General features: G+C 50.3%; 22 protein-coding genes. 12 read left to right on the forward strand and 10 right to left on the reverse strand.

Annotated elements, in window-relative coordinates; genetic code table 11:
• Positions 1 to 19: 19 nt before the first annotated feature.
• The 5 genes from cmk to WHR59_RS15610 all read right to left on the reverse strand — a co-directional run bounded on the left by cmk (position 20) and on the right by WHR59_RS15610 (position 5,122).
• Complete coding sequence (gene cmk, locus WHR59_RS15590) at positions 20 to 703, reverse strand: (d)CMP kinase (protein WP_005123561.1); 684 nt, start codon at positions 701 to 703, stop codon at positions 20 to 22.
• Between the two features lie 171 nt (positions 704 to 874).
• On the reverse strand, positions 875 to 1,636 hold the full coding sequence (locus WHR59_RS15595) for a M48 family metallopeptidase (RefSeq protein ID WP_338843283.1): 762 nt from the start codon (positions 1,634 to 1,636) through the stop codon (positions 875 to 877).
• Between the two features lie 139 nt (positions 1,637 to 1,775).
• A complete protein-coding gene (aroA, locus tag WHR59_RS15600; RefSeq protein WP_087052624.1) occupies positions 1,776 to 3,059 on the reverse strand; it encodes a 3-phosphoshikimate 1-carboxyvinyltransferase in 1,284 nt (427 codons plus the stop codon).
• A gap of 69 nt (positions 3,060 to 3,128) precedes the next feature.
• Positions 3,129 to 4,217 (reverse strand): 3-phosphoserine/phosphohydroxythreonine transaminase, encoded by a 1,089-nt coding sequence (serC, locus tag WHR59_RS15605; RefSeq protein ID WP_172862868.1) that lies wholly within the window; start codon positions 4,215 to 4,217, stop codon positions 3,129 to 3,131.
• Positions 4,218 to 4,429: 212 nt separating this feature from the next.
• Positions 4,430 to 5,122 carry a DUF421 domain-containing protein gene (locus tag WHR59_RS15610; RefSeq protein ID WP_172862867.1) on the reverse strand — a complete coding sequence of 231 codons (693 nt, stop codon included), beginning with the start codon at positions 5,120 to 5,122 and terminating at the stop codon, positions 4,430 to 4,432.
• 136 nt (positions 5,123 to 5,258) lie between these two features.
• Here WHR59_RS15610 and ycaO point away from each other — a divergent pair, with 136 nt between their 5' ends.
• The 6 genes from ycaO to WHR59_RS15640 all read left to right on the forward strand — a co-directional run bounded on the left by ycaO (position 5,259) and on the right by WHR59_RS15640 (position 13,115).
• A complete protein-coding gene (gene ycaO / locus WHR59_RS15615) occupies positions 5,259 to 7,019 on the forward strand; it encodes a 30S ribosomal protein S12 methylthiotransferase accessory factor YcaO (protein ID WP_338843284.1) in 1,761 nt (586 codons plus the stop codon).
• A 404-nt stretch (positions 7,020 to 7,423) separates the two neighbouring features.
• The gene (gene focA / locus WHR59_RS15620; protein WP_140389852.1) at positions 7,424 to 8,281 is read left to right on the forward strand and encodes a formate transporter FocA; all 858 of its coding nucleotides are present in this window, start codon (positions 7,424 to 7,426) and stop codon (positions 8,279 to 8,281) included.
• A 59-nt stretch (positions 8,282 to 8,340) separates the two neighbouring features.
• Positions 8,341 to 10,623 carry a formate C-acetyltransferase gene (pflB, locus tag WHR59_RS15625; protein WP_043015754.1) on the forward strand — a complete coding sequence of 761 codons (2,283 nt, stop codon included), beginning with the start codon at positions 8,341 to 8,343 and terminating at the stop codon, positions 10,621 to 10,623.
• Positions 10,624 to 10,808: 185 nt separating this feature from the next.
• A complete protein-coding gene (gene pflA / locus WHR59_RS15630; RefSeq protein WP_003035751.1) occupies positions 10,809 to 11,549 on the forward strand; it encodes a pyruvate formate lyase 1-activating protein in 741 nt (246 codons plus the stop codon).
• A 25-nt stretch (positions 11,550 to 11,574) separates the two neighbouring features.
• Positions 11,575 to 12,309, forward strand: a complete 735-nt coding sequence (locus WHR59_RS15635; protein ID WP_043015753.1) for a hypothetical protein — start codon at positions 11,575 to 11,577, stop codon at positions 12,307 to 12,309.
• Between the two features lie 11 nt (positions 12,310 to 12,320).
• Positions 12,321 to 13,115, forward strand: coding sequence for a hypothetical protein (locus tag WHR59_RS15640; RefSeq protein ID WP_338843285.1), 795 nt, complete (start codon positions 12,321 to 12,323; stop codon positions 13,113 to 13,115).
• 5 nt (positions 13,116 to 13,120) lie between these two features.
• On the opposite strand, the gene WHR59_RS15645 is transcribed toward WHR59_RS15640, so the two are convergent.
• Positions 13,121 to 13,969 carry a MurR/RpiR family transcriptional regulator gene (locus WHR59_RS15645; protein WP_042309464.1) on the reverse strand — a complete coding sequence of 283 codons (849 nt, stop codon included), beginning with the start codon at positions 13,967 to 13,969 and terminating at the stop codon, positions 13,121 to 13,123.
• A 121-nt stretch (positions 13,970 to 14,090) separates the two neighbouring features.
• Here WHR59_RS15645 and WHR59_RS15650 point away from each other — a divergent pair, with 121 nt between their 5' ends.
• Genes WHR59_RS15650 through WHR59_RS15670 form a run of 5 tightly spaced genes read left to right on the forward strand, consistent with a single transcriptional unit; the run spans position 14,091 to position 17,859 of the window.
• On the forward strand, positions 14,091 to 14,366 hold the full coding sequence (locus WHR59_RS15650; protein ID WP_042309466.1) for a PTS sugar transporter subunit IIB: 276 nt from the start codon (positions 14,091 to 14,093) through the stop codon (positions 14,364 to 14,366).
• Positions 14,367 to 14,383: 17 nt separating this feature from the next.
• The gene (locus WHR59_RS15655) at positions 14,384 to 15,649 is read left to right on the forward strand and encodes a PTS ascorbate transporter subunit IIC (RefSeq protein ID WP_042309469.1); all 1,266 of its coding nucleotides are present in this window, start codon (positions 14,384 to 14,386) and stop codon (positions 15,647 to 15,649) included.
• A gap of 12 nt (positions 15,650 to 15,661) precedes the next feature.
• Positions 15,662 to 16,462, forward strand: a complete 801-nt coding sequence (locus WHR59_RS15660) for a transketolase (protein WP_047412351.1) — start codon at positions 15,662 to 15,664, stop codon at positions 16,460 to 16,462.
• A complete protein-coding gene (locus WHR59_RS15665; protein WP_047412354.1) occupies positions 16,459 to 17,370 on the forward strand; it encodes a transketolase family protein in 912 nt (303 codons plus the stop codon). The genes WHR59_RS15660 and WHR59_RS15665 overlap by 4 nt, the downstream gene beginning before the upstream one ends.
• A gap of 51 nt (positions 17,371 to 17,421) precedes the next feature.
• A complete protein-coding gene (locus WHR59_RS15670) occupies positions 17,422 to 17,859 on the forward strand; it encodes a PTS sugar transporter subunit IIA (RefSeq protein ID WP_338843286.1) in 438 nt (145 codons plus the stop codon).
• Positions 17,860 to 18,111: 252 nt separating this feature from the next.
• On the opposite strand, the gene WHR59_RS15675 is transcribed toward WHR59_RS15670, so the two are convergent.
• Complete coding sequence (locus tag WHR59_RS15675; RefSeq protein ID WP_043015749.1) at positions 18,112 to 19,260, reverse strand: MFS transporter; 1,149 nt, start codon at positions 19,258 to 19,260, stop codon at positions 18,112 to 18,114.
• Positions 19,261 to 19,645: 385 nt separating this feature from the next.
• Here WHR59_RS15675 and ycaC point away from each other — a divergent pair, with 385 nt between their 5' ends.
• A complete protein-coding gene (ycaC, locus tag WHR59_RS15680; protein WP_043015748.1) occupies positions 19,646 to 20,272 on the forward strand; it encodes an isochorismate family cysteine hydrolase YcaC in 627 nt (208 codons plus the stop codon).
• Positions 20,273 to 20,380: 108 nt separating this feature from the next.
• Here the strand turns inward: ycaC and WHR59_RS15685 are convergent, their stop codons facing one another.
• From WHR59_RS15685 to dmsA, 3 genes are read right to left on the reverse strand one after another with little or no spacing between them, the layout of a single operon-like run.
• A complete protein-coding gene (locus tag WHR59_RS15685; protein WP_043015747.1) occupies positions 20,381 to 21,244 on the reverse strand; it encodes a dimethyl sulfoxide reductase anchor subunit family protein in 864 nt (287 codons plus the stop codon).
• A gap of 1 nt (position 21,245) precedes the next feature.
• Positions 21,246 to 21,863 (reverse strand): DMSO/selenate family reductase complex B subunit, encoded by a 618-nt coding sequence (locus WHR59_RS15690; RefSeq protein WP_003035741.1) that lies wholly within the window; start codon positions 21,861 to 21,863, stop codon positions 21,246 to 21,248.
• A 10-nt stretch (positions 21,864 to 21,873) separates the two neighbouring features.
• A complete protein-coding gene (dmsA, locus tag WHR59_RS15695; RefSeq protein WP_080625462.1) occupies positions 21,874 to 24,318 on the reverse strand; it encodes a dimethylsulfoxide reductase subunit A in 2,445 nt (814 codons plus the stop codon).
• Positions 24,319 to 24,432 lie beyond the last annotated feature (114 nt).

Raw genomic sequence — 24,432 nt, forward strand, 5'->3', positions numbered from 1 at the left:
ACTGCAAATTCGGTCGCACTTAAGCGAGTGCCAGTTTTTGGCGCGCGTATTGTAACGCTTTTTCAATCACTTGCTCAATGCTTAATCGGGTTGAATCCAAAACTAAAGCATCAGCAGCGGGAACCAGCGGCGCTACAGCACGGTTACGATCGCGATAATCGCGTTCTTCGATCTCGGCCAAAAGGCGTTCAAAGTTAACACTAAAGCCCTTTTCCTGCAACTGTAGCATACGTCTGTGCGCACGTTCTTGCGAGGAGGCGTCCAGAAAAATTTTCACTGGCGCATCCGGGAACACCACGGTTCCCATGTCACGTCCGTCGGCGATCAGACCAGGCGCTTCACGAAACGCGCGTTGACGGCGTAACAGCGCTTCACGTACGCGAGGAAACGCAGCGACCTGAGAGGCGGCATTCGCCACTTCCTGGGTGCGGATTTCGCCGCTGACATCTTCACCTTCCAGAATGACTTCCAGGTTGCCGTCCGTTGAGATAAAACGCACATCCAGGTGTGAGGCAAGCGGTACCAGGGCATCTTCAGATGTGACATCAACATGGTGATGCAACGCTGCGAGCGCCAGTACGCGGTAGATCGCGCCTGAATCTAACAGATGCCACTGCAATGCTTCCGCCATTGCCTTGCACAAGGTGCCTTTACCTGCACCGCTTGGGCCATCAATGGTAATAACCGGGGCAATTGCCGTCATCTTTTTCTCCTTAAACGGGCATACGTTAACGTGAACGCCGCGCATTATACGCGCCAACGCAAATAATCGTTAACACAGAGTGTAAAAACCCGATTAGTCTGTAACGATATGAGGAAGAATTGCGCAATTATAGCGGGCTGGTGAGAAACCAGCCCGGAAGATGACACTGATTTACTTTTTATCTGCAGCGATGCGTTCACGCATATGCTGAGCGCGATCGTCAGATGCTGGGTGAGAATCCATCAGCGATTTGGCATGGCCTGCGTCCATCGTGGTAAACTTATCAAACGCAGTCACTAAGCCCTGACGGTCAATACCGCGTTTTTTCAGCAAGTCATAGGAAAAGTCATCCGCATCTGATTCCTGACTACGGGAGAACGCTGAATTAATCACGCCTTCTGCCAAATCGCCCAACTGAGACTGGGAAAGCTGAGAAGCGACGCCGCTGGTCGCAGAAATAGCATCACGCGCAGCCAGAGTGGCATACGCGGTCTGCATTGCTTTACGCGAGTGTCCTAAAGAAACATGGCCCAACTCATGACCCAGCACGCCTTCTATTTCATTGTCGGTCATCAGGTCCATCAAGCCCGAATAAACACGTACGCATCCATTCGCCATTGCCCAGGCATTGATATCACTGGTCATATAAACTTTATAGTTAACCGGCGTTCCATCAATGTTATTACCCAACGCTTTCGCAATTTTATTCAGGCGCTTAGTGTACTTGCTTTTCGCACCCGCCAGCTGATTTTCGCTATCCATCTGCTTACATGAACTGTTAGAGAGGGCTTTGACATCAGCATCAGAAAGTGTCGCTGCTTTATAAGCAGCCATACCGGAACTGGCAACAAGGTCGCCATTCACACCATTTTTACAACCAGCCAGCAACGTGGCGGAAACTGCTAACGCCAAAAAGAGTGATTTATGCTTCATGCTAATCTTCCGTTGATATTTATAGTAAAAACAAATAAATAAGTTAAATCATCAACAAATTAGCATTAGTTGAAAGCATAAAAACAGTGCGGTTACGGACCTCGGAACGCCAGTCTGGAGGACCGGCGTTCCGGGAGAATCAGGCAGGAGTACTAATACGCGCCAGCTGTTCGAAATAATCCGGGAAGGTTTTGGCCGTACATTTCGGATCCAGAATGGTCACCGGCGTGTCAGAGAGCGCCACCAGCGAGAAACACATCGCCATGCGGTGATCGTTGTAGGTCGCGATATCTGCAAACTGTAACGTCACTGGCGGCGTGACGCGAATATAGTCTTCGCCCTCTTCAACGGTCGCGCCTACTTTACGCAGCTCAGTCGCCATCGCGAACAGGCGGTCGGTCTCTTTGACGCGCCAGTTGTAGATGTTACGCAGTGTGGTCGTCCCTTTTGCGAATAGCGCAGCCGTGGCAATAGTCATCGCCGCATCAGGAATATGGTTCATATCCATATCTACCGCATTGAGTTCACCGTGGGTACAGGCAATAAAGTCATCGCCCCAGGTAATAGTCGCCCCCATTTTTTCCAGTACATCAGCGAAGCGAATATCGCCCTGCATACTGTTGCGACCAATCCCGGTTACTTTTACCGTACCGCCTTTAATGGCCCCCGCCGCGAGGAAATAGGAAGCGGAAGAAGCATCGCCTTCGACCAGATATGCCCCAGGAGACTGATACTGCTGCTGCCCTTGTACGACAAAGCGCTGGTAGTTCTGATTCTCAATTTCAACACCAAACGTTTTCATCAGGTTCAGTGTGATATCAATGTAAGGTTTGGATACCAGTTCGCCTTTGATTGCGATCGTCGTATCCTGCGGCGCCAGCGGCGCAGTCATCAACAGCGCAGTCAGGAATTGGCTGGATACGCTACCGTCTACCTCAACCTGTCCCCCGGCGAAGCCACCGCGCAAACGTAAAGGCGGATAGTTTTCCTGCTCCAGGTATTCAATATTCGCTCCGCCCTGGCGCAGCGCATCAACCAGATGACCAATCGGGCGCTCCTTCATGCGCGGTTCACCCGTCAACACGATGTCATTGGCGCCCAGACATAACGCTGCGGCCAGCGGGCGCATTGCGGTTCCGGCATTGCCAAGGAACAGCTCTACTGCACCTTCTGCGTGCAGCGCACCGCCATTACCGATTATCTCGCAACGCGTGCGATCGGCGGAAAGGGTATAGCTGATCCCTAACGCATTCAGAGCATTAAGCATATGGCGGACATCATCGCTGTCCAGCAGGTTGGTCAGGACAGTGGTGCCATTTGCTAATGCAGCCAGCAGCAAAGCGCGGTTAGAAACACTTTTGGATCCAGGCAGATTGATGGTGCCATCCACCCGCGCAATGGGTTGTAACGTCAGGGATTCCATGAAACTCGACTCTCAAAAACAGACATAAAAACCCCACAGACAGGCTGTGGGGATGAAAAATACAGCAGATTAACCGCGGCGACGCTCGAAATCGACCATGAAATCAGTCAACGCTTTTACACCTTCAAGCGGCATTGCATTGTAGATGGACGCGCGCATACCGCCGACCACACGGTGCCCTTTCAACGCGTGCAGACCCGCAGCAAATGACTCTTCCAGGAAGAGTTTATCCAGTGCGCTGTCAGCCAACTGGAACGGGACGTTCATGCGTGAACGGTTGGATTTCGCCACATCGTTACGATAGAAATCACTGTTATCAATGACGCCGTACAGCAGTTCTGCTTTTTGCTGGTTAATTTTATCCATCGCGTTAACACCGCCCTGCTCTTTCAGCCATTTAAAGACCAGGCCAGATAAATACCAGGCAAAGGTTGGCGGCGTATTGAACATGGAGTCGTTGTCGTTCAGCACGGTATAGTCGAGGATTGACGGGCAGGACACATGGGCTTTACCCAGCAAATCTTCGCGTACGATAACAATTGTCAGCCCGGCCGGGCCGATGTTTTTCTGCGCCCCGGCGTAAATTACGCCATAGCGGCTAACGTCAAGCGGTGCGGAAAGAATGGTAGAGGACAGATCCGCCGTGACCACCACATTGCTGGCAAAATTCGGCGTTTCTTCGATCGCAATACCATCGATGGTTTCATTCGGACAATAGTGCAGATACGCCGCGTTGTCAGAAAGCAGCCATTCGCTCATTGGCTTAACAGCGCGCAGTCCGTCAACGGTAACTTTGGCATCGATAACGTTTGGCGTGCAGTACTTTTTCGCTTCTTTAATTGCGCTGGCGGCCCAGTAACCGGCATCGACGTAATCCGCAGTTGTTTTATCACCGAGAATATTTAACGGGATACCGGCGAATTGTCCGCGACCACCGCCATGGCAGAATAACACTTTATAGTTGGAGGGGATGCTGAGAAGATCGCGAAAATCCTGCTCCGCTTCTTCAGCGACCTGGATGAATTCTTTGCCACGATGGCTAATTTCCATCACCGACGTGCCAAGACCGTTCCAGTCGCGAAGATCCTGTTGAGCCAGTTTAAGAACTTCTGCCGGTAACATTGCCGGACCTGAACTAAAATTGAAGACCTGAGCCATTTCCCCTCACCACGTTGTGTTGTTGTCCAATCAACATCCTGTCATTGACGATAATCCGGTGACAGACATTGGTATAAGTTATTCCTGTGGATATCGGTTTTATCATTCAGTGACACGCGCCGCAATGGGTAAAACTGACCAGGGTAAAAATGTGTCATCCGTCACACAACAGAATCTATCGGATTGACGGGTAAAAACCGAGATTTTCGCTGTCAGGTGACCCGTTTTGCCCGACTGGCCTTCGACCATTCTGGATTTGCACAGCGCGGACATAATTGGTGATCTCCAGCGTTCATATACACCACTTCGCTACAACGTATGCAGGCATAGTCCCCTGCTTCAGGTATGACTTTAAATCGTTGCGTACAGCGTTTAGGCAGAATACTGAGCCCCGGCTTTACGTCTTCATCGGCAAAGAAGTAGACGCTGATTTGCCCGTTCGTCTCCAGAATAGCCAGTTTCACCTGCCCCAGTTGCTCCACACCGTTCAAACGCAGTTCCATAAAGAATTCGAATTCCGTCATATTGGCGCTACTGAGCTTTGACCATGCCAGCTCTCCGTCCTCAATGATCACGACGGGTTTACCCTCCAGCAAATCCTCCATTTTTTCGCTATGCGCCATCAGCCACATCACCAGCCGATACAGCACGGCAAGAGTAATAAAGACCACCAGCACCGGCAACATTGGAACATCGTCATAAAATGCCACGTCTCCCGCCGCAGAACCCAGCGTAAGGATTATCAAGACTTCAAAAAGCGACATCTGGCGTACGCCGCGACGTCCGGTGATTTTTAAAAACAGAAAAACCAATATAAAGGTATAGAGGCTGCGTAGCGCGACTTCTCCCAGAAAATCCATGGGCACCTTATCAAGCGCCATACGGTGTAAATCGAAAGCTTTCATTATTATGCTCTAAACGTGGTTGGCTGTAGGAAAGCATAGCTAATACTTTTATTTACGCCTGAACTCCGGCGACGATAGCGCCGTCCATTGAAAACCCGTATCATTGCGCGCTTTCCGTACGACAAAAGTGATTTTCATGACGCAAACATTTATCCCCGGCAAAGATGCCGCTCTGGAAGACTCCATCGCTCGCTTCCAGCAAAAATTGCTCGACCTCGGTTTTCAAATTGAAGAAGCCTCGTGGTTGAATCCCGTTCCTAACGTCTGGTCGGTACATATTCGCGACAAAGAATGCGCGCTGTGCTTCACCAACGGTAAAGGTGCGACGAAAAAAGCGGCGCTGGCTTCCGCGCTGGGCGAATATTTTGAGCGTCTGTCGACTAACTATTTCTTTGCGGATTTCTGGCTGGGTGAAACTATCGCCAACGGCCCGTTCGTACATTACCCGAACGAAAAATGGTTCCCGCTGACTGAAAATGACGACGTACCAGAAGGTCTGCTGGATACACGTCTGCGTGCGTTTTACGATCCAGATAACGAATTGACCGGCAGCATGCTTATCGATCTACAGTCTGGTAATGAAGAACGTGGCGTCTGCGGTCTGCCGTTTACCCGCCAGTCGGATAACCAGACTGTCTATATTCCGATGAACATTATCGGCAATCTGTATGTTTCTAACGGCATGTCTGCGGGTAATACGCGTAACGAAGCGCGTGTTCAGGGCCTGTCTGAAGTCTTTGAACGTCATGTGAAGAACCGCATTATCGCGGAAAGCATCAGCCTGCCGGAAATCCCGGCTGAAGTGATGGCGCGCTATCCAGCAGTGGTGGAGTCCATTGCCAAACTGGAAGCGGAAGGTTTCCCAATTTTCGCCTACGATGGCTCGCTGGGCGGCAAGTACCCGGTGATTTGCGTTGTCTTGTTCAACCCGGCCAACGGTACCTGCTTTGCTTCCTTCGGCGCGCACCCAGATTTCGGTGTTGCGCTGGAGCGTACCGTCACTGAACTGTTGCAGGGCCGTGGTCTGAAAGATCTTGATGTCTTCACCCCGCCGACGTTCGACGATGAAGAAGTGGCGGAACACACTAACCTTGAAACCCACTTCATTGATTCCAGCGGCCTGATCTCCTGGGATCTGTTCAAGCAGGATGCCGACTATCCGTTCGTTGACTGGAATTTCTCCGGCACTACGGAAGAAGAGTTCACCACCCTGATGGCTATCTTCAATGCTGAAGATAAAGAAGTGTATATCGCCGACTATGAGCATCTGAGCGTTTACGCCTGCCGTATTATTGTTCCGGGAATGTCTGACATCTATCCGGCAGAAGATCTGTGGTTAGCCAACAACGCCATGGGTGCCCATCTGCGTGACACCATCCTCTCTCTGCCAGGCAGTGAATGGGATAAAGAAGACTATCTCAATCTGATCGAACAGTTGGACGAAGAAGGCTTTGACGACTTCACCCGTGTACGTGAACTGCTTGGTCTGGCGACCGGCGCGGATAACGGTTGGTATACCCTGCGCATTGGCGAGCTTAAAGTGATGCTGGCGCTGGCTGGTGGCGACCTGGAACAGGCGCTGATCTGGACTGAATGGACGATGGAATTCAACGCATCTGTCTTTAGCGCTGAACGAGCCAACTACTACCGCTGCCTGCAAACGCTGCTACTGCTATCTCAGGAAGAAGATCGCCAACCGCTGCAATATCTGAACGCATTCGTTCGCATGTACGGAGCCGATGCGGTTGAAGCGGCAAGTGCGGCATTAAGTGGCGAAGCGCCGTTCTACGGGCTGCAACCCGTTGATAGCGATCTGCAGGCTTTCCCGGCGCATCAGTCTCTGCTGAAAGCCTACGAAAAACTGCAGCGCGCGAAAGCTGCACACTGGTCAAAATAGTGACAATCAACCTGCGCTGAGTAGGCTAAAGGTATTGTCTGGGCTATATTACGGGGCGCTTTATGCGCCCTGTTTTTTATTTTGGTCAAATCAAAAAATAAATGTAAAAACAAGGTTAAATATTAGTAGTTGATATTAAAAAAATTAGCTTATTAATGTGGTTTTTTATCTCAATTACTCCATTTTAATTAACCATCTGACAGGAGACAAAAAGAAAAAATTCAACTCACTTTATAATTTTTAAAATTTATTTTTATATGGATAATCAACAAGTTACTCCGTAATCGCATAAAAACCATGCGTCTTACGGGCCTATAAGCCAGGCGAGATATGATCTATATCAAATTCTCATCTATAATGCTTTGTTAGTATCTCGTCGCCGACTTAATAAAGAGAGAGTTAGTGTGAAAGCTGACAACCCTTTTGATCTTATTCTTCCTGCTGCAATGGCCAAAGTTGCCGAAGAAGCAGGCGTCTATAAAGCAACGAAACATCCGCTTAAGACGTTCTATCTGGCAATTACTGCCGGTGTATTCATTTCAATTGCCTTTGTTTTCTATATCACCGCCACAACCGGTACCGGAGCTATGCCTTTCGGCATGGCAAAATTAGTAGGTGGTATCTGCTTTTCCCTGGGGCTGATTCTTTGTGTTGTCTGCGGCGCAGACCTCTTTACCTCAACCGTATTGATTGTCGTAGCAAAAGCCAGTGGTCGTATTACCTGGGGCCAATTGGCTAAAAACTGGCTTAACGTTTATGTCGGTAACCTGGTTGGTTGCTTGCTCTTCGTACTACTGATGTGGCTTTCCGGCGAATACATGACCGCCAACGGCGCGTGGGGGCTCAACGTCCTGCAGACAGCCGACCACAAAGTGCACCATACTTTTGTTGAGGCGGTAAGTCTTGGCATCCTGGCTAACCTGATGGTGTGCCTGGCGGTATGGATGAGCTACTCGGGCCGCAGCCTGATGGACAAAGCGTTTATCATGGTATTACCGGTCGCAATGTTTGTTGCCAGCGGTTTTGAGCACAGTATCGCAAACATGTTTATGATCCCTATGGGTATTGTAATACGCGATTTCGCCACCCCGGAATTCTGGGCCGCTGTTGGGTCTTCTCCGGAGAATTTTTCTCACCTGACCGTGATGAACTTCATCACCGATAACCTGATTCCGGTTACGATCGGTAACATTATCGGCGGCGGTTTGTTGGTCGGGTTGACATACTGGGTCATTTATCTGCGTGGTAACGATCATCATTAATCTGATGATGCCCATTACACGCAGTAAATAAAAAATCCACTTAAGAAGGTAGGTGTTACATGTCCGAGCTTAATGAAAAGTTAGCCACAGCCTGGGAAGGTTTTACCAAAGGTGACTGGCAGAATGAAGTAAACGTCCGTGACTTCATTCAGAAAAACTACACTCCGTATGAGGGTGACGAGTCCTTCCTGGCTGGCGCAACTGATGCGACCACTGCACTGTGGGACAGCGTGATGGAAGGCGTTAAACAGGAAAACCGCACTCACGCGCCTGTTGACTTTGACACCTCCGTTGCTTCTACCATCACTTCTCACGACGCTGGCTACATCAACAAAGCGCTCGAGAAAATCGTTGGTCTGCAGACTGAAGCTCCGCTGAAACGTGCAATCATTCCGTTTGGCGGCATCAAAATGGTTGAAGGTTCCTGCAAAGCGTACAATCGCGAACTGGACCCGATGCTGAAAAAAATCTTCACCGAATACCGTAAAACCCACAACCAGGGCGTATTCGATGTTTACACCAAAGACATTCTGAACTGCCGTAAATCCGGTGTTCTGACTGGTCTGCCAGATGCGTATGGCCGTGGCCGTATCATCGGTGACTACCGTCGCGTTGCGCTGTACGGTATCGACTACCTGATGAAAGACAAATACGCTCAGTTCGTCTCTCTGCAGTCCGATCTGGAAAACGGCGTAAACCTGGAAGCAACTATCCGTCTGCGTGAAGAAATTGCTGAACAGCACCGCGCACTGGGTCAGATCAAAGAAATGGCTGCTAAATATGGCTGCGATATCTCTGGTCCGGCTACCAACGCTCAGGAAGCTATCCAGTGGACTTACTTCGGCTACCTGGCCGCTGTTAAATCTCAGAACGGCGCAGCAATGTCCTTCGGTCGCGTATCCACCTTCCTGGATGCTTACATCGAACGTGATATCAAAGCAGGCAAAATCACCGAGCAAGACGCTCAGGAAATGATTGACCACCTGGTCATGAAATTGCGTATGGTTCGTTTCCTGCGTACTCCTGAATATGATGAACTGTTCTCCGGTGACCCGATTTGGGCAACTGAATCTATCGGTGGTATGGGCGTTGATGGCCGTACTCTGGTTACCAAAAACAGCTTCCGCTTCCTGAACACCCTGTACACCATGGGTCCTTCTCCGGAGCCGAACATCACCGTTCTGTGGTCTGAAAAACTGCCTCTGAACTTCAAGAAATTCGCCGCTAAAGTGTCCATCGACACCTCTTCTCTGCAGTACGAGAACGATGACCTGATGCGTCCGGACTTCAACAACGACGATTACGCTATCGCTTGCTGCGTAAGCCCGATGGTTGTTGGTAAACAAATGCAGTTCTTCGGTGCGCGTGCAAACCTGGCGAAAACCATGCTGTACGCAATCAACGGCGGCGTTGATGAAAAACTGAAAATGCAGGTTGGTCCTAAATCTGAACCGATCAAAGGCGACGTTCTGAACTTCGACGAAGTTATGGACCGCATGGATCACTTCATGGACTGGCTGGCTAAACAGTATGTCACCGCGCTGAACGTTATCCACTACATGCACGACAAGTACAGCTACGAAGCCTCTCTGATGGCGCTGCATGACCGTGACGTTATCCGCACCATGGCGTGTGGTATCGCTGGTCTGTCCGTTGCTGCTGACTCCCTGTCTGCAATCAAATATGCGAAAGTTAAACCGATTCGTGATGAAGACGGTCTGGCTGTAGACTTCGAAATCGAAGGCGAATACCCGCAGTTTGGTAACAACGACCCTCGCGTTGATGATATGGCGGTTGACCTGGTAGAACGTTTCATGAAGAAAATTCAGAAACTGACTACTTATCGTAACGCTATCCCGACTCAGTCTGTTCTGACCATCACCTCTAACGTGGTTTATGGTAAGAAAACCGGTAACACCCCAGATGGTCGTCGTGCTGGCGCGCCGTTCGGACCGGGTGCTAACCCAATGCACGGTCGTGACCAGAAAGGTGCTGTTGCCTCTCTGACCTCCGTTGCTAAACTGCCGTTTGCTTACGCTAAAGATGGTATCTCTTACACCTTCTCTATCGTTCCGAACGCACTGGGTAAAGACGACGAAGTTCGTAAGACCAACCTGGCTGGTCTGATGGATGGTTACTTCCACCATGAAGCGTCCATCGAAGGTGGTCAGCACCTGAACGTGAACGTCATGAACCGTGAAATGCTGCTGGATGCGATGGAACATCCGGAAAAATATCCGCAGCTGACCATTCGTGTTTCTGGCTACGCTGTACGTTTTAACTCCCTGACTAAAGAACAGCAGCAGGACGTTATTACTCGTACCTTCACTCAGACCATGTAATTGGTTTTGACTGAAATCGTACTTTAAAAAGCGTACAATAAAGGCTCCACGTAAGTGGGGCCTTTTTAATAGCCTGCTTTGGCTGCTATCTATACTTATGGATAGCAGCCAAAACAGACTCGACACAGTTAATAACTGTGCACTAACACAGGCCCCGGATGGGCCACACCTGGAGATACACCGCAATGTCAGTTATTGGTCGCATTCACTCCTTTGAATCCTGTGGCACTGTTGATGGCCCGGGCATCCGTTTTATTACCTTCTTCCAGGGCTGCCTGATGCGCTGCCTGTATTGCCATAACCGTGACACATGGGATACGCACGGCGGCAAAGAAGTCACCGTCGACGAGTTAATGAAAGAAGTCGTGACCTACCGCCACTTTATGAACGCATCCGGTGGCGGTGTGACGGCGTCCGGCGGCGAAGCTATTCTGCAAGCTGAATTCGTACGTGACTGGTTTCGGGCCTGTAAAAAAGAAGGTATTCATACCTGTCTGGATACCAACGGCTTTGTTCGCCGCTACGATCCGGTTATCGATGAATTGCTGGAAGTCACCGACCTGGTCATGCTCGATCTCAAACAGATGAACGATGAAATCCATCAAAATCTGGTCGGCGTATCGAACCATCGTACGCTGGAGTTCGCGCGTTACCTGTCCAATAAAGACATCAAAGTGTGGATCCGCTACGTTGTCGTGCCTGGCTGGTCTGACGATGACGACTCTGCGCACCGCCTGGGTGAGTTTACCCGCGATATGGGCAACGTTGAAAAAATCGAGCTGCTGCCATATCACGAGCTGGGCAAACACAAATGGGTGGCAATGGGCGAAGAGTACAAACTGGATGGCGTCAAGCCACCAAAGAAAGAGACCATGGAGCGCGTGAAAGGCATTCTCGAGCAATATGGACATAAAGTGATGTATTAATGTTTATGCATTAAGGAAGTAAATCATGGATAGATTTTTGCGATACGGAATATTCGCACTGCTCTTTATATTCCATACAGCTTCGGTCCGGTCAGATTCCGGACCGAAGATTCGTTATCTGTATAACGATGACACTACCGAAGAAACAGTCGCTTTCTTCTACGATAACTCCTTTGCTCGCTGTGCCGAATGCAATCCGTACAGTCAAAGTGATATTGATGCGCTACGCTCAACGCCGTTCGATACCCGAATGGGCAATATTTATAAAGTCGCTGATAACAAAATCTGCATCAACGCAGCAGAGTGTTTCCCTCTCCCATTAAAGATTCCAAAAGAGTCCCCCTGGAAGATAATTGATTATCGTTGGGTTGCTGACACACCTGACTATCAGTTAGATAACAATAAATTACCCGCAGCGCAAAAACAGGAAATTACACAAGCCAGTTTGATAACCGCCAGGTTCCAATTAGATCCGTCAGTCAGTGAAGAAGACGGTAATGAAACCAGCGCCGACCACGCTTACTACGTCGCGCAAACCATGGAATCTCTTGAAAAATATAAGCTCCAGATTGTTGATACCGAAAAACGTTACCTGGTTTTTCCCCTTGATAATGGGCTGAAAATCACGGTAGATATGCAAAAAGGTAACGATGGCTTGCCCATTGATTCCTTGTTATACCGCCCTGGTCATGTACCAATAATCATTGATTTAACCGACAGTGAGCTGGTTGCTGCCCACTTCTACCTCTCAGGCCACTAAAGGATTTCACGATGAGAGTACTTGTTTCAGCATTTTTTTTGCTGTTCGCTCAGAGTACGAATGCCGCCGGCACCTGTGATATCAACGCCATTGTGCAGCATGCGTGGCCGGAGGCAAAACCAGCAGCGGAAGGTCAGATGCTCACCAAAAGCAATCAGGTTATCGATATCACGGGCAACTCAGCGCAAAGCGTAATTTGCCGCGTCTGGCCCGCTCACCCGGAACTGACATTGGCGGCGATTCCGCTGATGGCACAACAGGATAACGATTACGATCATACTGGCGATCTGGAACTTTTGGTACTGGACTCCGCGAGCCTCAACGTTAAACAACGATTACGCCTGCCCGAAAGGATGAGTGACGACGCTATTCGAATTTCCGGTCTGATGCTGGATACCGCTCGCTGGAAAGTCGCCACTAACCAAACCGCATTTGGCTTGCGGATAGCCCGCACCGGCAGTTCCCGTGTAAATCCGTTTAGTGAAGATGTGCTATCGCTGTTTGTTATTGAAAATAACCAACTACGAACGATATTAAACGGTATCGTCCTTGAAAACAGTACCGGGGAATGGGACGGGAACTGTGACGGAACATTCAACGATATTACTCGTACCCTCTCACTTACGCCTGACTCGCATAATGGATACGTTGATATTCGTGTAAGCGAGAAAAGTGTAGCATCCAACGCCAATCTTCAGGCTGATGCTGAGTGTACCTCAAAAGATAAGTCCAGCAAGACGAGCTGGACCCTGCTTTATAATGGAAAACAGTATGTCGTCCCCAAAAATCTGGCGCCGCTTGAGTAAACGGTTCAGGACATAAAATATTCCGAGAGCTTATTCGCCACGCTTTCAATTGAGAAAATGCTCTTCTGATGCGCTTTACGGCACTCCGCATAGCGCTCATCTTGCTCCTCCAGCGCATTGAGTAATTTGTCCGCCACCATCATTGCACCGGCGATTTCTGCGAAACCATACTCCCCCTCACCCTTCAGGGCTACGGCGGCCTGTAGATTCCAGTCCGAAAGACGGCTAAGCGGCGCAAAGGTGCCGCGGGTCAGCGAAAGGATCCGCGCGCCATGCTGCTTCGCCAACGCCAGCGCTTGCATCATATCAGCCGATGCCTGCTCAGTGTGCACCACAATGATTCCCTGGCTCTGCGGTTCAACCATCATGGATGAGGTTGTGAGGTAAAAACGATCGACAAAACTTGCCGCCTTACCCATTTTAATCAGGTTCATTTGTAAGAACAGCGCGACGGGCACCGCCGTACCAACAGCGTATATCGCGACAGAATTAACCTGGTTGATCCACGCCGCAGCAGCCTGTAATTCTTGCGTATTAATGATGGCATGGCTGTCACGAATACTCGCCACTACGGCAGAGACCTCATCATTTTCCTGCTCTTCAGGACGCGCAGCTCCCTGCTCCAGCGCAAGCGCAGTTCTGAAATCAGAAAAACCTTTAAAACCAAATGCGCGGCAAAAACGGGTAATACTCCCTTCACTGGTTTCAATAGAATCCGCTAACTCCGTGATCGTATGTCTCATCACAAAATCAGGGTTCTCCGTCACAAAACGGCCCACTTTTTCCAGAATTGGGCTTAACCCGCCAGCCTCATTTCTGATGTTTATCAGTAAGTTAGTGTCAATCTGACTCATTTTTCGCCTTTTTGCTCAAAATGCAAACACAGTCACATCTTTCTGCCCACGTTAAGATAATAATTTTTTTTACAACAAGAGCAATGAAAATAATTATTTTTACAAAACAGGAGAAAAATAAATGAAAGGTCTCATTGTCTGTCGTACCGGTATGGGCAGTTCCTTAATGCTCAAAATCAAAGCGCAAAAAATCATCGACAAGCATGGCTGGGATATTGAACTCGAACATGACGTATTGTCCGGTCTTGCCACCTGGCAAGGGATTGATTTTGTTATCACCATGCGCGACCTCACCGATGAAATCGAAGCTGCTGGATTCAGAGCCATCGGTATAACCGACTTGATGAATAGCGAAGAAATGGAAACTGCGCTCACCAGCGTAATTCAGGGCAACTAACCTCTCCCGGAGGCAATATGGATCTCCTCAGGTTTATTGTATTCGACATTTTGGGTGTAACCCCACTTTTAGTTGGATTTATTGCATTAATCGGTCTGCTCATTCAACGCAAGCCGATTGAAAAAGTATTATCCGGCACCTTCAAAACCATCGTTGGATTTCTGGTCTTTGCAGGTGGCGCGGGGCTGGCAGTGACATCTCTGGGTAATTTCCAGACATTGTTTAGCGATGGATTTGGACTCAAAGGAGTGATGCCGTTGGCGGAGGCGCTAACCGGCCTGGCCCAAACCAAATTTGCCATGTGCGTATCACTCATCATGGTTATCGGCTTTGGCTGGAACTTACTTTTTGCCCGTATTACACCGTTTAAATACATTTTTTTGACCGGCCAACATAATCTGTATCTCTCGGCATTGCTCACCGTCACGCTGAAAGCGCTCGGTTACAGCGATGGCGTTACGATTATGGTTGGTTCTGTATTGTTAGGCCTTGCTGCCTGCATCTACCCGGCCATTGCCCAACCGTGGATGCGTAAGATCACCGGCAATGATGAAATCGCCATGGGTCATTACGTCACACTGGCTTACGCGGCCTCAGGCTGGATTGGCTCGAAGGTCGGCGATCCCAAAGAGTCGACGGAGAAACTGAATCTCCCCGGATGGCTGGGGATTTTTAAAGACTACATTGTCTCAGTCTCTATTTCGGTCAGTATTTTCTATTACATCGCCGCACTGGCAGCAGGGAAAACAGCGGTTACCGCGGTAGCAGGTGGCATGCACTGGTTGGTCTACCCGCTTTTTCAGTCACTGACCTTTACCGCCTCGCTTTACATCATTATTACCGGTGTTCGCTTACTGCTTTCAGAGATCGTTCCGGCATTTCTCGGGATCTCGGAAAAATTCATTCCTAATGCCAAACCGGCGCTCGACTGCCCGGTTGTATTCCCTTACGCGCCAACCGCTACCGTACTTGGTTTTATCTCTTCGTTCGTCGGCGGACTGGTGGTGATGGGGATACTTGCGCTGATTGGTCAGACGGTAATCATCCCCGTCGCGATCCCCTATTTCTTCATTGGGGCAACGGCTGCCGTCTTTGGCAACGCTTCAGGAGGCTGGAAAGGCGCAGTGGTGGGAAGCTTTATTACAGGCATTCTCATCGGCATTGGTCCCGCACTTATCTACCCAATTATGGAATCGGTAGGACTTTCCGGTACCAGCTTCCCGGAAACCGATTTCGTCGCGCTTGGTCTGGTGGTGTATTACATCGGCAAAATGCTGCCCTGATAAGGAGTAAACATGAATATTGATGAATTGAAATCTCATGCGCGAGTTGCCCGCCGCGATATTGTCACCATTATTTACGAATCCGGTATTGGTCATCCCGGCGGCGCACTCTCCATTATTGATATTCTGACCTGGATTTATCATGAAGAAGTTCGTCTGAATGAAACACCTCGTGCCCGGGTGGTGATGAGTAAAGGCCACGCCGTCGCGGCACAGTACGCCATGCTGTATCAATTGGGGAAAATATCCCGCAGCGAATTTAGCACCTTTCGTCAGATTAACTCGCGTCTGCAGGGACATCCGAGCGTGAAATCACTTCCCGATGTGGATGCAACGACTGGACTGCTTGGCCAGGGTCTGTCAATTGCCTTGGGGATGGCTGCTGCCAAAAATCGCGCGGGGGATCCCAACCGCGTTTTCGCAATCATCGGCGATGGTGAGATGCACGAAGGCCAAATATGGGAGTCACTGCAACAGGCCGCTCATATGCGGATGGACAATCTGGTCGCCATCATCGACTACAACGGTTTTTCCTCACACGATCCGGTCAATGACGTCATCAATCTCGAGCCACTGGCCGACAAAATCCGTAATTTTGGCTGGCACGTACTTGAGCTACAGGATGGTAACAACATGCGCCAGGTTGCCGACACTTTGCAGCTATCTCGTTATCTGAAAGGCAAGCCGGTAGCTATTATCGCCCGCACCACCAAAGGCAGCGGCGTGAGCTATATGGAAAATAACGGCGAATGGCATTCTAAAACACCCAGTGCGGAACAATACCAGCAAGCTATGGAGGAATTACAGTCATGAGAGCACCACGCGATGAGATTGGTAATGCCCTGCTCGCTTTGAGGGAGAAAGGCTATCCAGTTGTCGTTATCGACAGCGATTTGGCGAGCTCCACCCGCACCGATCAGTTTCAGAAGATCTGGCCTGAAGCATTCTTTGAAATGGGAATTGCCGAAGGCTCCGCGATGAGTTTCGCCACAGGTCAGGCATTGGAAGGTAACATTCCTTTTTACGTTAACTTCGCGATGTTCGTGACTGGTACAGCATGGACACAGCTTCGTCAGGCTTGTTACGCAAAGGCCAACATTAAGCTGGTCGGTAGCCATCCAGGTATGGATGACGGCCCAGATGGCGCTTCGCACCATGCGCTGGAAGATCTAGCCCTGACTCGTGTATTGCCAGGAATCACGATTCTGACTCCGGCAGATGCCGAAGAAGTTGAGGCTGCATTTGAGCAGGCAGTAAACATCCCCGGCCCTGTCTACATTCGTGTTGCCCGGGAACCGATGCCCGTACGCGATAAATCAGTCGTCCCCCGAGTATCCGATATCGAGGCCGTGGAGAGTTCAGGCAACGACTTCGCCATTGTTTATGAAGGAACAGTTCTTGAACAAGCGAGTACGGGTTACGCCCAGCTCAGTGCGCAGGGGAAAAGGGGCAAACTGATTCATGTGGCAACGCTAAAACCGTTCAATCGTCAGCGTTTCCTGCACCTCATTGCCAATTGCCCACGTATCGTCACGATTGAAAATCATACGATTAATGGCGGACTGGGTGGCCTGATTGCTGAAGTGCTGGCTGAAGAAGGAATCAACTCACGATTGTGTCGGCTTGGTACTCAGGACACATTCACCGAATCGGGCAACAGCCGGCAGTTGAAAGAGAAATACGGAATTTCAGCCTCTGCAATCTGTGAAGCACTCAAATAATCTGGTTGGCAGACCGTTACACGGTCTGCCAACTACAATAGGGATAAAACAATGCTATCTACGCTATTTTCAGCCTGGCAGTTTCGCGAACAATGCGGCACCTGGCAGGAAGCCGTGCAGTTGGCCTGTCACCCTCTCGAAGAGCAAGGCGTAATTACACATAGTTATACTCAGGCAATCATCCATGAAACAGAAAAACATGGCCCATGGTATATATTAAGTCCAGAATTTGCCCTGCCTCATGCTCGACCGGATGAAGGCGTGATTGGCAGTAAAACACATCTGTCGCTATTGAGCCTGAAAGAAGCAGTCCTGTTTCCCGGACACCCGGATGTGCGGTTAATCATTGTTCTTGCCGCAGCCAACAGCACTCAACATATCGAAATGATCCAACAGTTGGTGTGCTGGCTGGATGAAGCGGAGCGCTTACACCAGTTATCCCATACCACCAGCCTGGCGCAGCTTCTCTCTATTCTTGAAGTGAGTTAACGCATTACTGTTTCCTGCGCGCCAGAAGCGGGAAAATCAGCCCCTATCCTACCAGCACAAACGGCGTCACGATAAAATCAGGCGTGGGATTATGCGCGGTAAAATGAGCGAGCGGAAACGGCAGGGTGTAAAACTATAATCTTCTGCACACTTTATTTTCAGAGCAAAAGCGTGTGATTAAATAATGCAGGTTCCCATAAAGCATACATAAACAGTATGTATGGGAACCTGTTCGTATTCTGTTAAATCAGGTCAAATATGCGCAATAGAATTGGGCGTATGGCCCGTCTTACGCAACAGCATCAGTAAATAAATAAACGATACGCTGGCGATCATGATAAACAGCAAGCTATCTGAATAATTCTGCATCAGCATCGCGGTAAATGAGGGACCAAGCAGGCTGCCCACGGTATAGCTTAATAACAATGCCTGATTCATGGCGACCAGTTGATGGTGTTCCACCTTTTCACAGGCCCAGGCCATCGCTACCGGGTAGAGAGTAAAACCTGCCGCCCCCAACATAAACAACGCGGGCGCCATCGCCGCCTGATTCAGCATGGCAATACTCCCGACGATTACCACGAAAACCTGAACGCGTAAAACCAGCAGGCGTCCCAGCTTATCCGCCAGACGGCCAATCGGCCATTGCCCCAGGATACCGGCGCTAACCAGAACCGCCATCCAGAAACCAATGCTGGCGTTGCTCACCCCCTGATGGTTGAGATACAGCGGCATCAGGCCATACAAGGACCCCAATACAATCCCGGAAATAATACAGCCGTTAACGCCCAGACGCGCCTGTCGCAGCTTCAGCATGGAGACAATAGGCGTAGACTGCTGTTCATCACCCTGCTGATTGGCAATGCGCGTAAAGAGCAGTGGCAAAACGCCAGCCAGGATTGTACCCGTCACCCACGGCAGAACGTTCATCAATTCAGTTGATACTTTACTAACCAGCAACTGGCCTAAAAACGTCCCCACGTAATAGATCATCATATAAGCGGCAAGCAAACGTCCGCGATTACGCGAAGTCCCACTGCACATCAGCGCACTTTCCACTACCACCCAAATCATGGCGCAGCCAACACCGGCAATAAAGCGCCATGTCATCCAGCTCCAGAATCCCACCATAATCCCCAGCCCGACACAACCTACGGCAAAAATAAGCGAGGCGATGTAATAGCTGCGATTAAAACCAAGGTGTTTTATTAAATACCCGGTCAGCAACGTCCCTACCAGATTACCGGTAAAATAGGACGAGCTCACCACGCCTACCTGCCATGTGGGCAGATTTTCATGGGCGAGCCAAAGCGGGACGAGCGTGTTTAACACGGCGATCGCCAGGGTCAACAGAAGCAGCCCGCATAGCAATAGCATGACGGGACGGGTATAGGTGGACATGAATAAAAACCGTGAGCAAGTTCAAATTTCATGCGCATCATGCCACTGCCAAAAACATTGTCAATCGGCGTAATCAGAGGGCTGAGGCGCTTTCTGGACGATCGATTTGCATTACTGATTCTTAATGTGAATAGATAAAAAGCACAAAAACACATCTTCTTGTTTTTATTGATCTAAAACAAAAATCTCGCGTTGCGTTCAGTCGAAAAATTTCATGGACTCCCCTTACTTTTATTTCTTACTAAACTCTATGCGGGATACAGAGCTGCATTGTCTTCAAAATAGAACAGTGAGTTCTTATTTATCTATCTAATCCAAATATCGTTCTTTTCGTAGACTTAAACTCATCAAATTTCCCCCACCGATGCAGAACAGGAGAAATACCATGACTAAACCTTACGTAAGACTTGATAAAGATAATGCGGCAGTACTGCTGGTCGACCATCAGGCTGGCCTGCTCTCTCTGGTTCGGGATATCGATCCCGATAAATTTAAAAACAACGTGCTTGCTCTCGGTGACTTAGCAAAATACTTCAAACTCCCGACGATTCTGACAACCAGTTTTGAGACTGGACCAAATGGGCCGCTGGTGCCGGAACTAAAAGCTCAATTTCCCGATGCGCCTTATATTGCTCGCCCCGGAAACATTAACGCGTGGGATAACGAAGATTTCGTGAAAGCAGTAAAAGCGACCGGCAAAAAGCAGCTGATTATCGCCGGTGTCGTGACGGAAGTTTGCGTTGCCTTCCCTGCGCTCTCGGCGATTGAAGAAGGTTTTGACGTCTTTGTTGTCACCGATGCTTCAGGCACATTTAATGAAATTACCCGCCATTCAGCATGGGATCGGATGTCGCAGGCCGGTGCTCAATTGATGACATGGTTCGGCGTCGCATGTGAGCTGCACCGCGACTGGCGTAACGATGTCGAAGGTCTGGCGACGTTGTTCTCGAATCACATTCCGGATTATCGCAATCTGATGACCAGCTACGACACGTTGACCAAGCAGAAGTAAAACCAGGGCGACCCCCCTGGCCTGATGTATTGTTAATGGCGCTTCACTTATCAGGCCTACAGATCGTGCAGGCCTGATAAGACTTGAGTTAATCCGGGATACTATAAATTAACCCGCCACCGCCATACCAACGGTCATATGCAAACCGTAAAACACGCCACGACCAATCAGCTCACCGACCAGAAGCAAAATAAACGCCACGGAAAGCAGCGGAACGGCAGGCTGGTAGCCCTTCACCTGCGGCACAATCCAGCAGCACAGCGCTAATGCCAGCGCCACAATCCGCCACGCCATCAGCGATCCGTAATCCGGAACCAGCGCAGAAGCCTGTTGAATCGAACTGTGGATCGTCGCCAGTTCAGCCCCCTGCATGACAGACATGATGGCGCTCACGACCAGAGCAAGCACTGAGATAGCCGGCAGCAGGCGCATTGCCCAACCATCCACGCCAGCAATTCTGAGTAACAGATATCCCAGCAGCGGCCCGCCCATAAACATCGTCAGGAAGAAGCCCAGCGGCGTCCAGACGCTGTACCAGGTCGGCACGGTATCGATGGTGTTATACACGCGTACCATCATCCAGACAAAAACCACGCCCAGCACCATGGTGACAACTAACCACAGATTACGTAATGCGGGCGACATTTTTTTCAACGTAGCCAGCAACCAGCCGATACCGCCAACAGCAAAGAAAATTGAGCCACTGGCAATCTCATTACTTAATGCAGAAGATCCTACGCGATTGAGTGAGTTAAAAGCGCGCATCGGCGAGCCCAGATGGAGCATGGAAGCAATAAAGCCAATGCCCATTAATACCCACAGCCCGAACATGCAGGCAATCACGCGCTGCTGCGATTCTGGGCGTAAGTCGCCTTTCATCAATGCCAGCGCCAGAACGATAAAGCCGCCAACCACACACTGTCCGAAGACCGTGAAGATCATCAGCGGCCATTCATGCCATCCACTTCCCATCTTACACCTCCTTCGGATTAGCCAGATAACCTGTTGTATCCCCGGTCGGGCGGCTATTGGCGTTAGGTTTGATGACAATACTCGGTTTGGTAAAGTGCGCGCCCGGCAGTGGCGCGACCGCTGCTAAAGTACCGTGTTTTTTGCGCAACTCTTCAATCGGACCAAAATCCAGCGCACGCAGTGGGCAGGACTCCACGCAGATAGGTTTTTTGCCTTCAGCGACGCGCTCATGGCAGCCGTCACATTTAGTCATGTGCCCTTTTTCAGCGTTGTACTGCGGTGCGCCGTAAGGACAGGCCATGTGGCAATACCGACAGCCAATGCACACATCTTCATCGACTACGACAAAGCCATCTTCACGTTTGTGCATCGCACCGCTCGGACATACCTTGGTACAGGCCGGATCTTCACAGTGGTTACAGGCAATGGAGAGGTAATAGGCAAAGACGTTCTGATGCCAGACGCCGTTGTCCTCCTGCCAGTCACCGCCTGCGTACTCATAAATGCGGCGGAAGCTGACTTCAGGGGTTAAATTTTTGAAATCTTTGCAGGCCAGTTCGCAGGTTTTGCAACCGGTGCAACGACTGGAATCAATAAAAAATCCATACTGGGTTGTCATCGGCTACTCCTTACACCTTTTCAACCTGAACAAGGTTCGTGTGTGACGGGTTCCCCTTCGCGAGAGGAGACGGGCGCTGGGTCGTCAGAACGTTAATGCACCCGCCCTGATCCACGCGTTTTGCATCCGGGTCATACCAGGCGCCTTCTCCTAATGCCACCACGCCGGGCATCATACGTGGTGTGACCTTCGCCTCGATATGCACTTCACCGCGGTCGTTATAGATGCGCACCTTGTCGCCGTTGTTAATGCCGCGTCGCTGCGCATCCATCGGGTTGATCCACATTTCCTGGCGGCAGGATGCTTTCAGAACATCTACGTTGCCATAGGTCGAGTGGACGCGAGACTTATAGTGGAAGCCGGTCAACTGCAGAGGGAATTTCTCCACCAGCGGATCGTTTAAGCTCTCAAAGCCAGGGGTGTAAATCGGCAGGGGATCGATCACATCACCTTCAGGAAGCTCCCAGGTTGCCGCGATCTCAGCAAGCTGCTGCGAATAAATTTCGATCTTACCTGACGGCGTGGTCAGCGGATTAGCTTTAGGATCTTCACGGAATGCCTTATACGCCACGTGATGCCCTTGCGGATCGCGCTGTTTAAAGATCCCTTGTTTACGGAATTCTTCAAACGTTGGCAGTTCAGGAATCGCTTTGCGCGACTGCTCGTAGAGATGGCGCATCCACTCTTCCTGAGTACGACCTTCTGTAAACTGCTGCTCGACGCCAAGGCGCTTCGCCAGCTCGCTGGTCATCTGGTAAATAGTCTTGCATTCGAATCGCGGCTTGATCGCCTGATCGGTGAAAATCACATAGGACATGTTGCCGCAGGAGGCATCCAGCGCGAAGTCCATCTGCTCAGATGCGGTGCAGTCCGGCAGCAAAATGTCCGCGTATTTCGCCGAGGAAGTCATATGGCAGTCGATGACGACGATCATCTCGCATTTGTTCTCATCCTGCAGGATTTCATGCGTACGGTTGATATCAGAATGCTGGTTAATCAGGCAGTTACCGGCATAGTTCCAGATCATCTTAATAGGAACATCAAGCTTGTCTTTACCGCGTACCCCGTCACGCAGGGCCGTCATCTCCGGGCCTCGCTCAATCGCGTCCGTCCACATGAACATCGAAATGCTGGTTTCAACAGGGTTTTCCAGCGTAGGCATACGTTCAAATGGCAAACTGTATGAGCCCTCACGCGCCCCGCTGTTGCCGCCGTTGATCCCTACGTTACCGGTCAGGATAGCCAGCATAGAAATGGCGCGGGTCGCTATTTCACCGTTGGCGTGACGCTGCGGTCCCCATCCCTGGCTGATGTATGCTGGTTTAGCGCTACCGATTTCACGCGCCAGTTTGACGATTCGATCAGCGGGAATACCAGTAATCTGCGCCGCCCACTCCGGAGTCTTGGCAATACCGTCCTTGCCCTGCCCTAGAATATACGCCTTGTAGTGACCGTTCTTCGGCGCATCGGCCGGTAAGGTTTTCTCGTCGTAACCTACGCAGTACTTATCGAGGAACGGTTGGTCAACCATGTTTTCGGTGATCAAGACATACGCCAGACCATTGACCAGCGCCGCATCGGTTCCTGGACGGATCGGGATCCATTCATCCTCACGACCAGCGCCGGTATCCGTGTAGCGGGGATCGATAATGATCATGCGGGCATTGGATTTTTGTCGCGCCTGTTCAAGGTAATAGGTTACCCCACCCCCGCTCATACGGGTTTCACCAGGGTTATTCCCGAACAGAACCACCAGCTTGCTGTTTTCAATGTCTGACGGGCTGTTACCGTCAGCCCAGCCGCCGTAGGTGTAGTTCAACCCGGCAGCGATTTGCGCTGAAGAGTAGTCACCGTAGTGGTTAAGGTAGCCGCCGCAGCAGTTCATCAGCCGTGCCACCAGCGTTTTACCCGGCGGCCACGAGCGCGTCATGGTGCCGCCCAGCGTACCGGTGCCGTAGTTCAGGTAGATAGACTCGTTGCCGTAGTCTTTAATAAGACGCTGCATATTGCTGGCAATGATGTCGTAGGCTTCATCCCAACTGATGCGCTCAAATTTGCCTTCTCCACGTTTGCCGACGCGTTTCATCGGATATTTCAGCCGATCGGGATTATAGACGCGACGACGCATGGAGCGACCACGCAGACAAGCGCGCACCTGGTGCAGACCGTCATAGTTGTCATCGCCGGTGTTGTCGGTTTCGACATACTTTATTTCACCATCGACCACATGCATACGCAGCGGGCAGCGGCTACCGCAGTTCACCGTACATGCGCTCCAGATCACCTTCTCATTAATCTGTGACGGATTAAGGGCTTCTGCGGCATTTGCAATACGGGTAAATGGCAGGGTAAACGCGCTACTGGCCACCGCCAGTCCGCCTATTGCCGTCGTTTTCACCAAACCGCGGCGACTAACCTCAGCTGCCAGCACGGCATCGGGGATTTTAGTTTTCATAGTGGCTCACTCTGCTGCTCACAATAAAAAAATACAAACACTCGCTGTATAGTTTTTTATATAACGTTAATATCGATATACAGGCTGTTAAATACTGAATTTGCTAAAAGACAG

The sequence above is a fragment of the Citrobacter europaeus genome (assembly GCF_037482245.1).
Taxonomy (GTDB): Bacteria; Pseudomonadota; Gammaproteobacteria; order Enterobacterales; family Enterobacteriaceae; genus Citrobacter; species Citrobacter europaeus.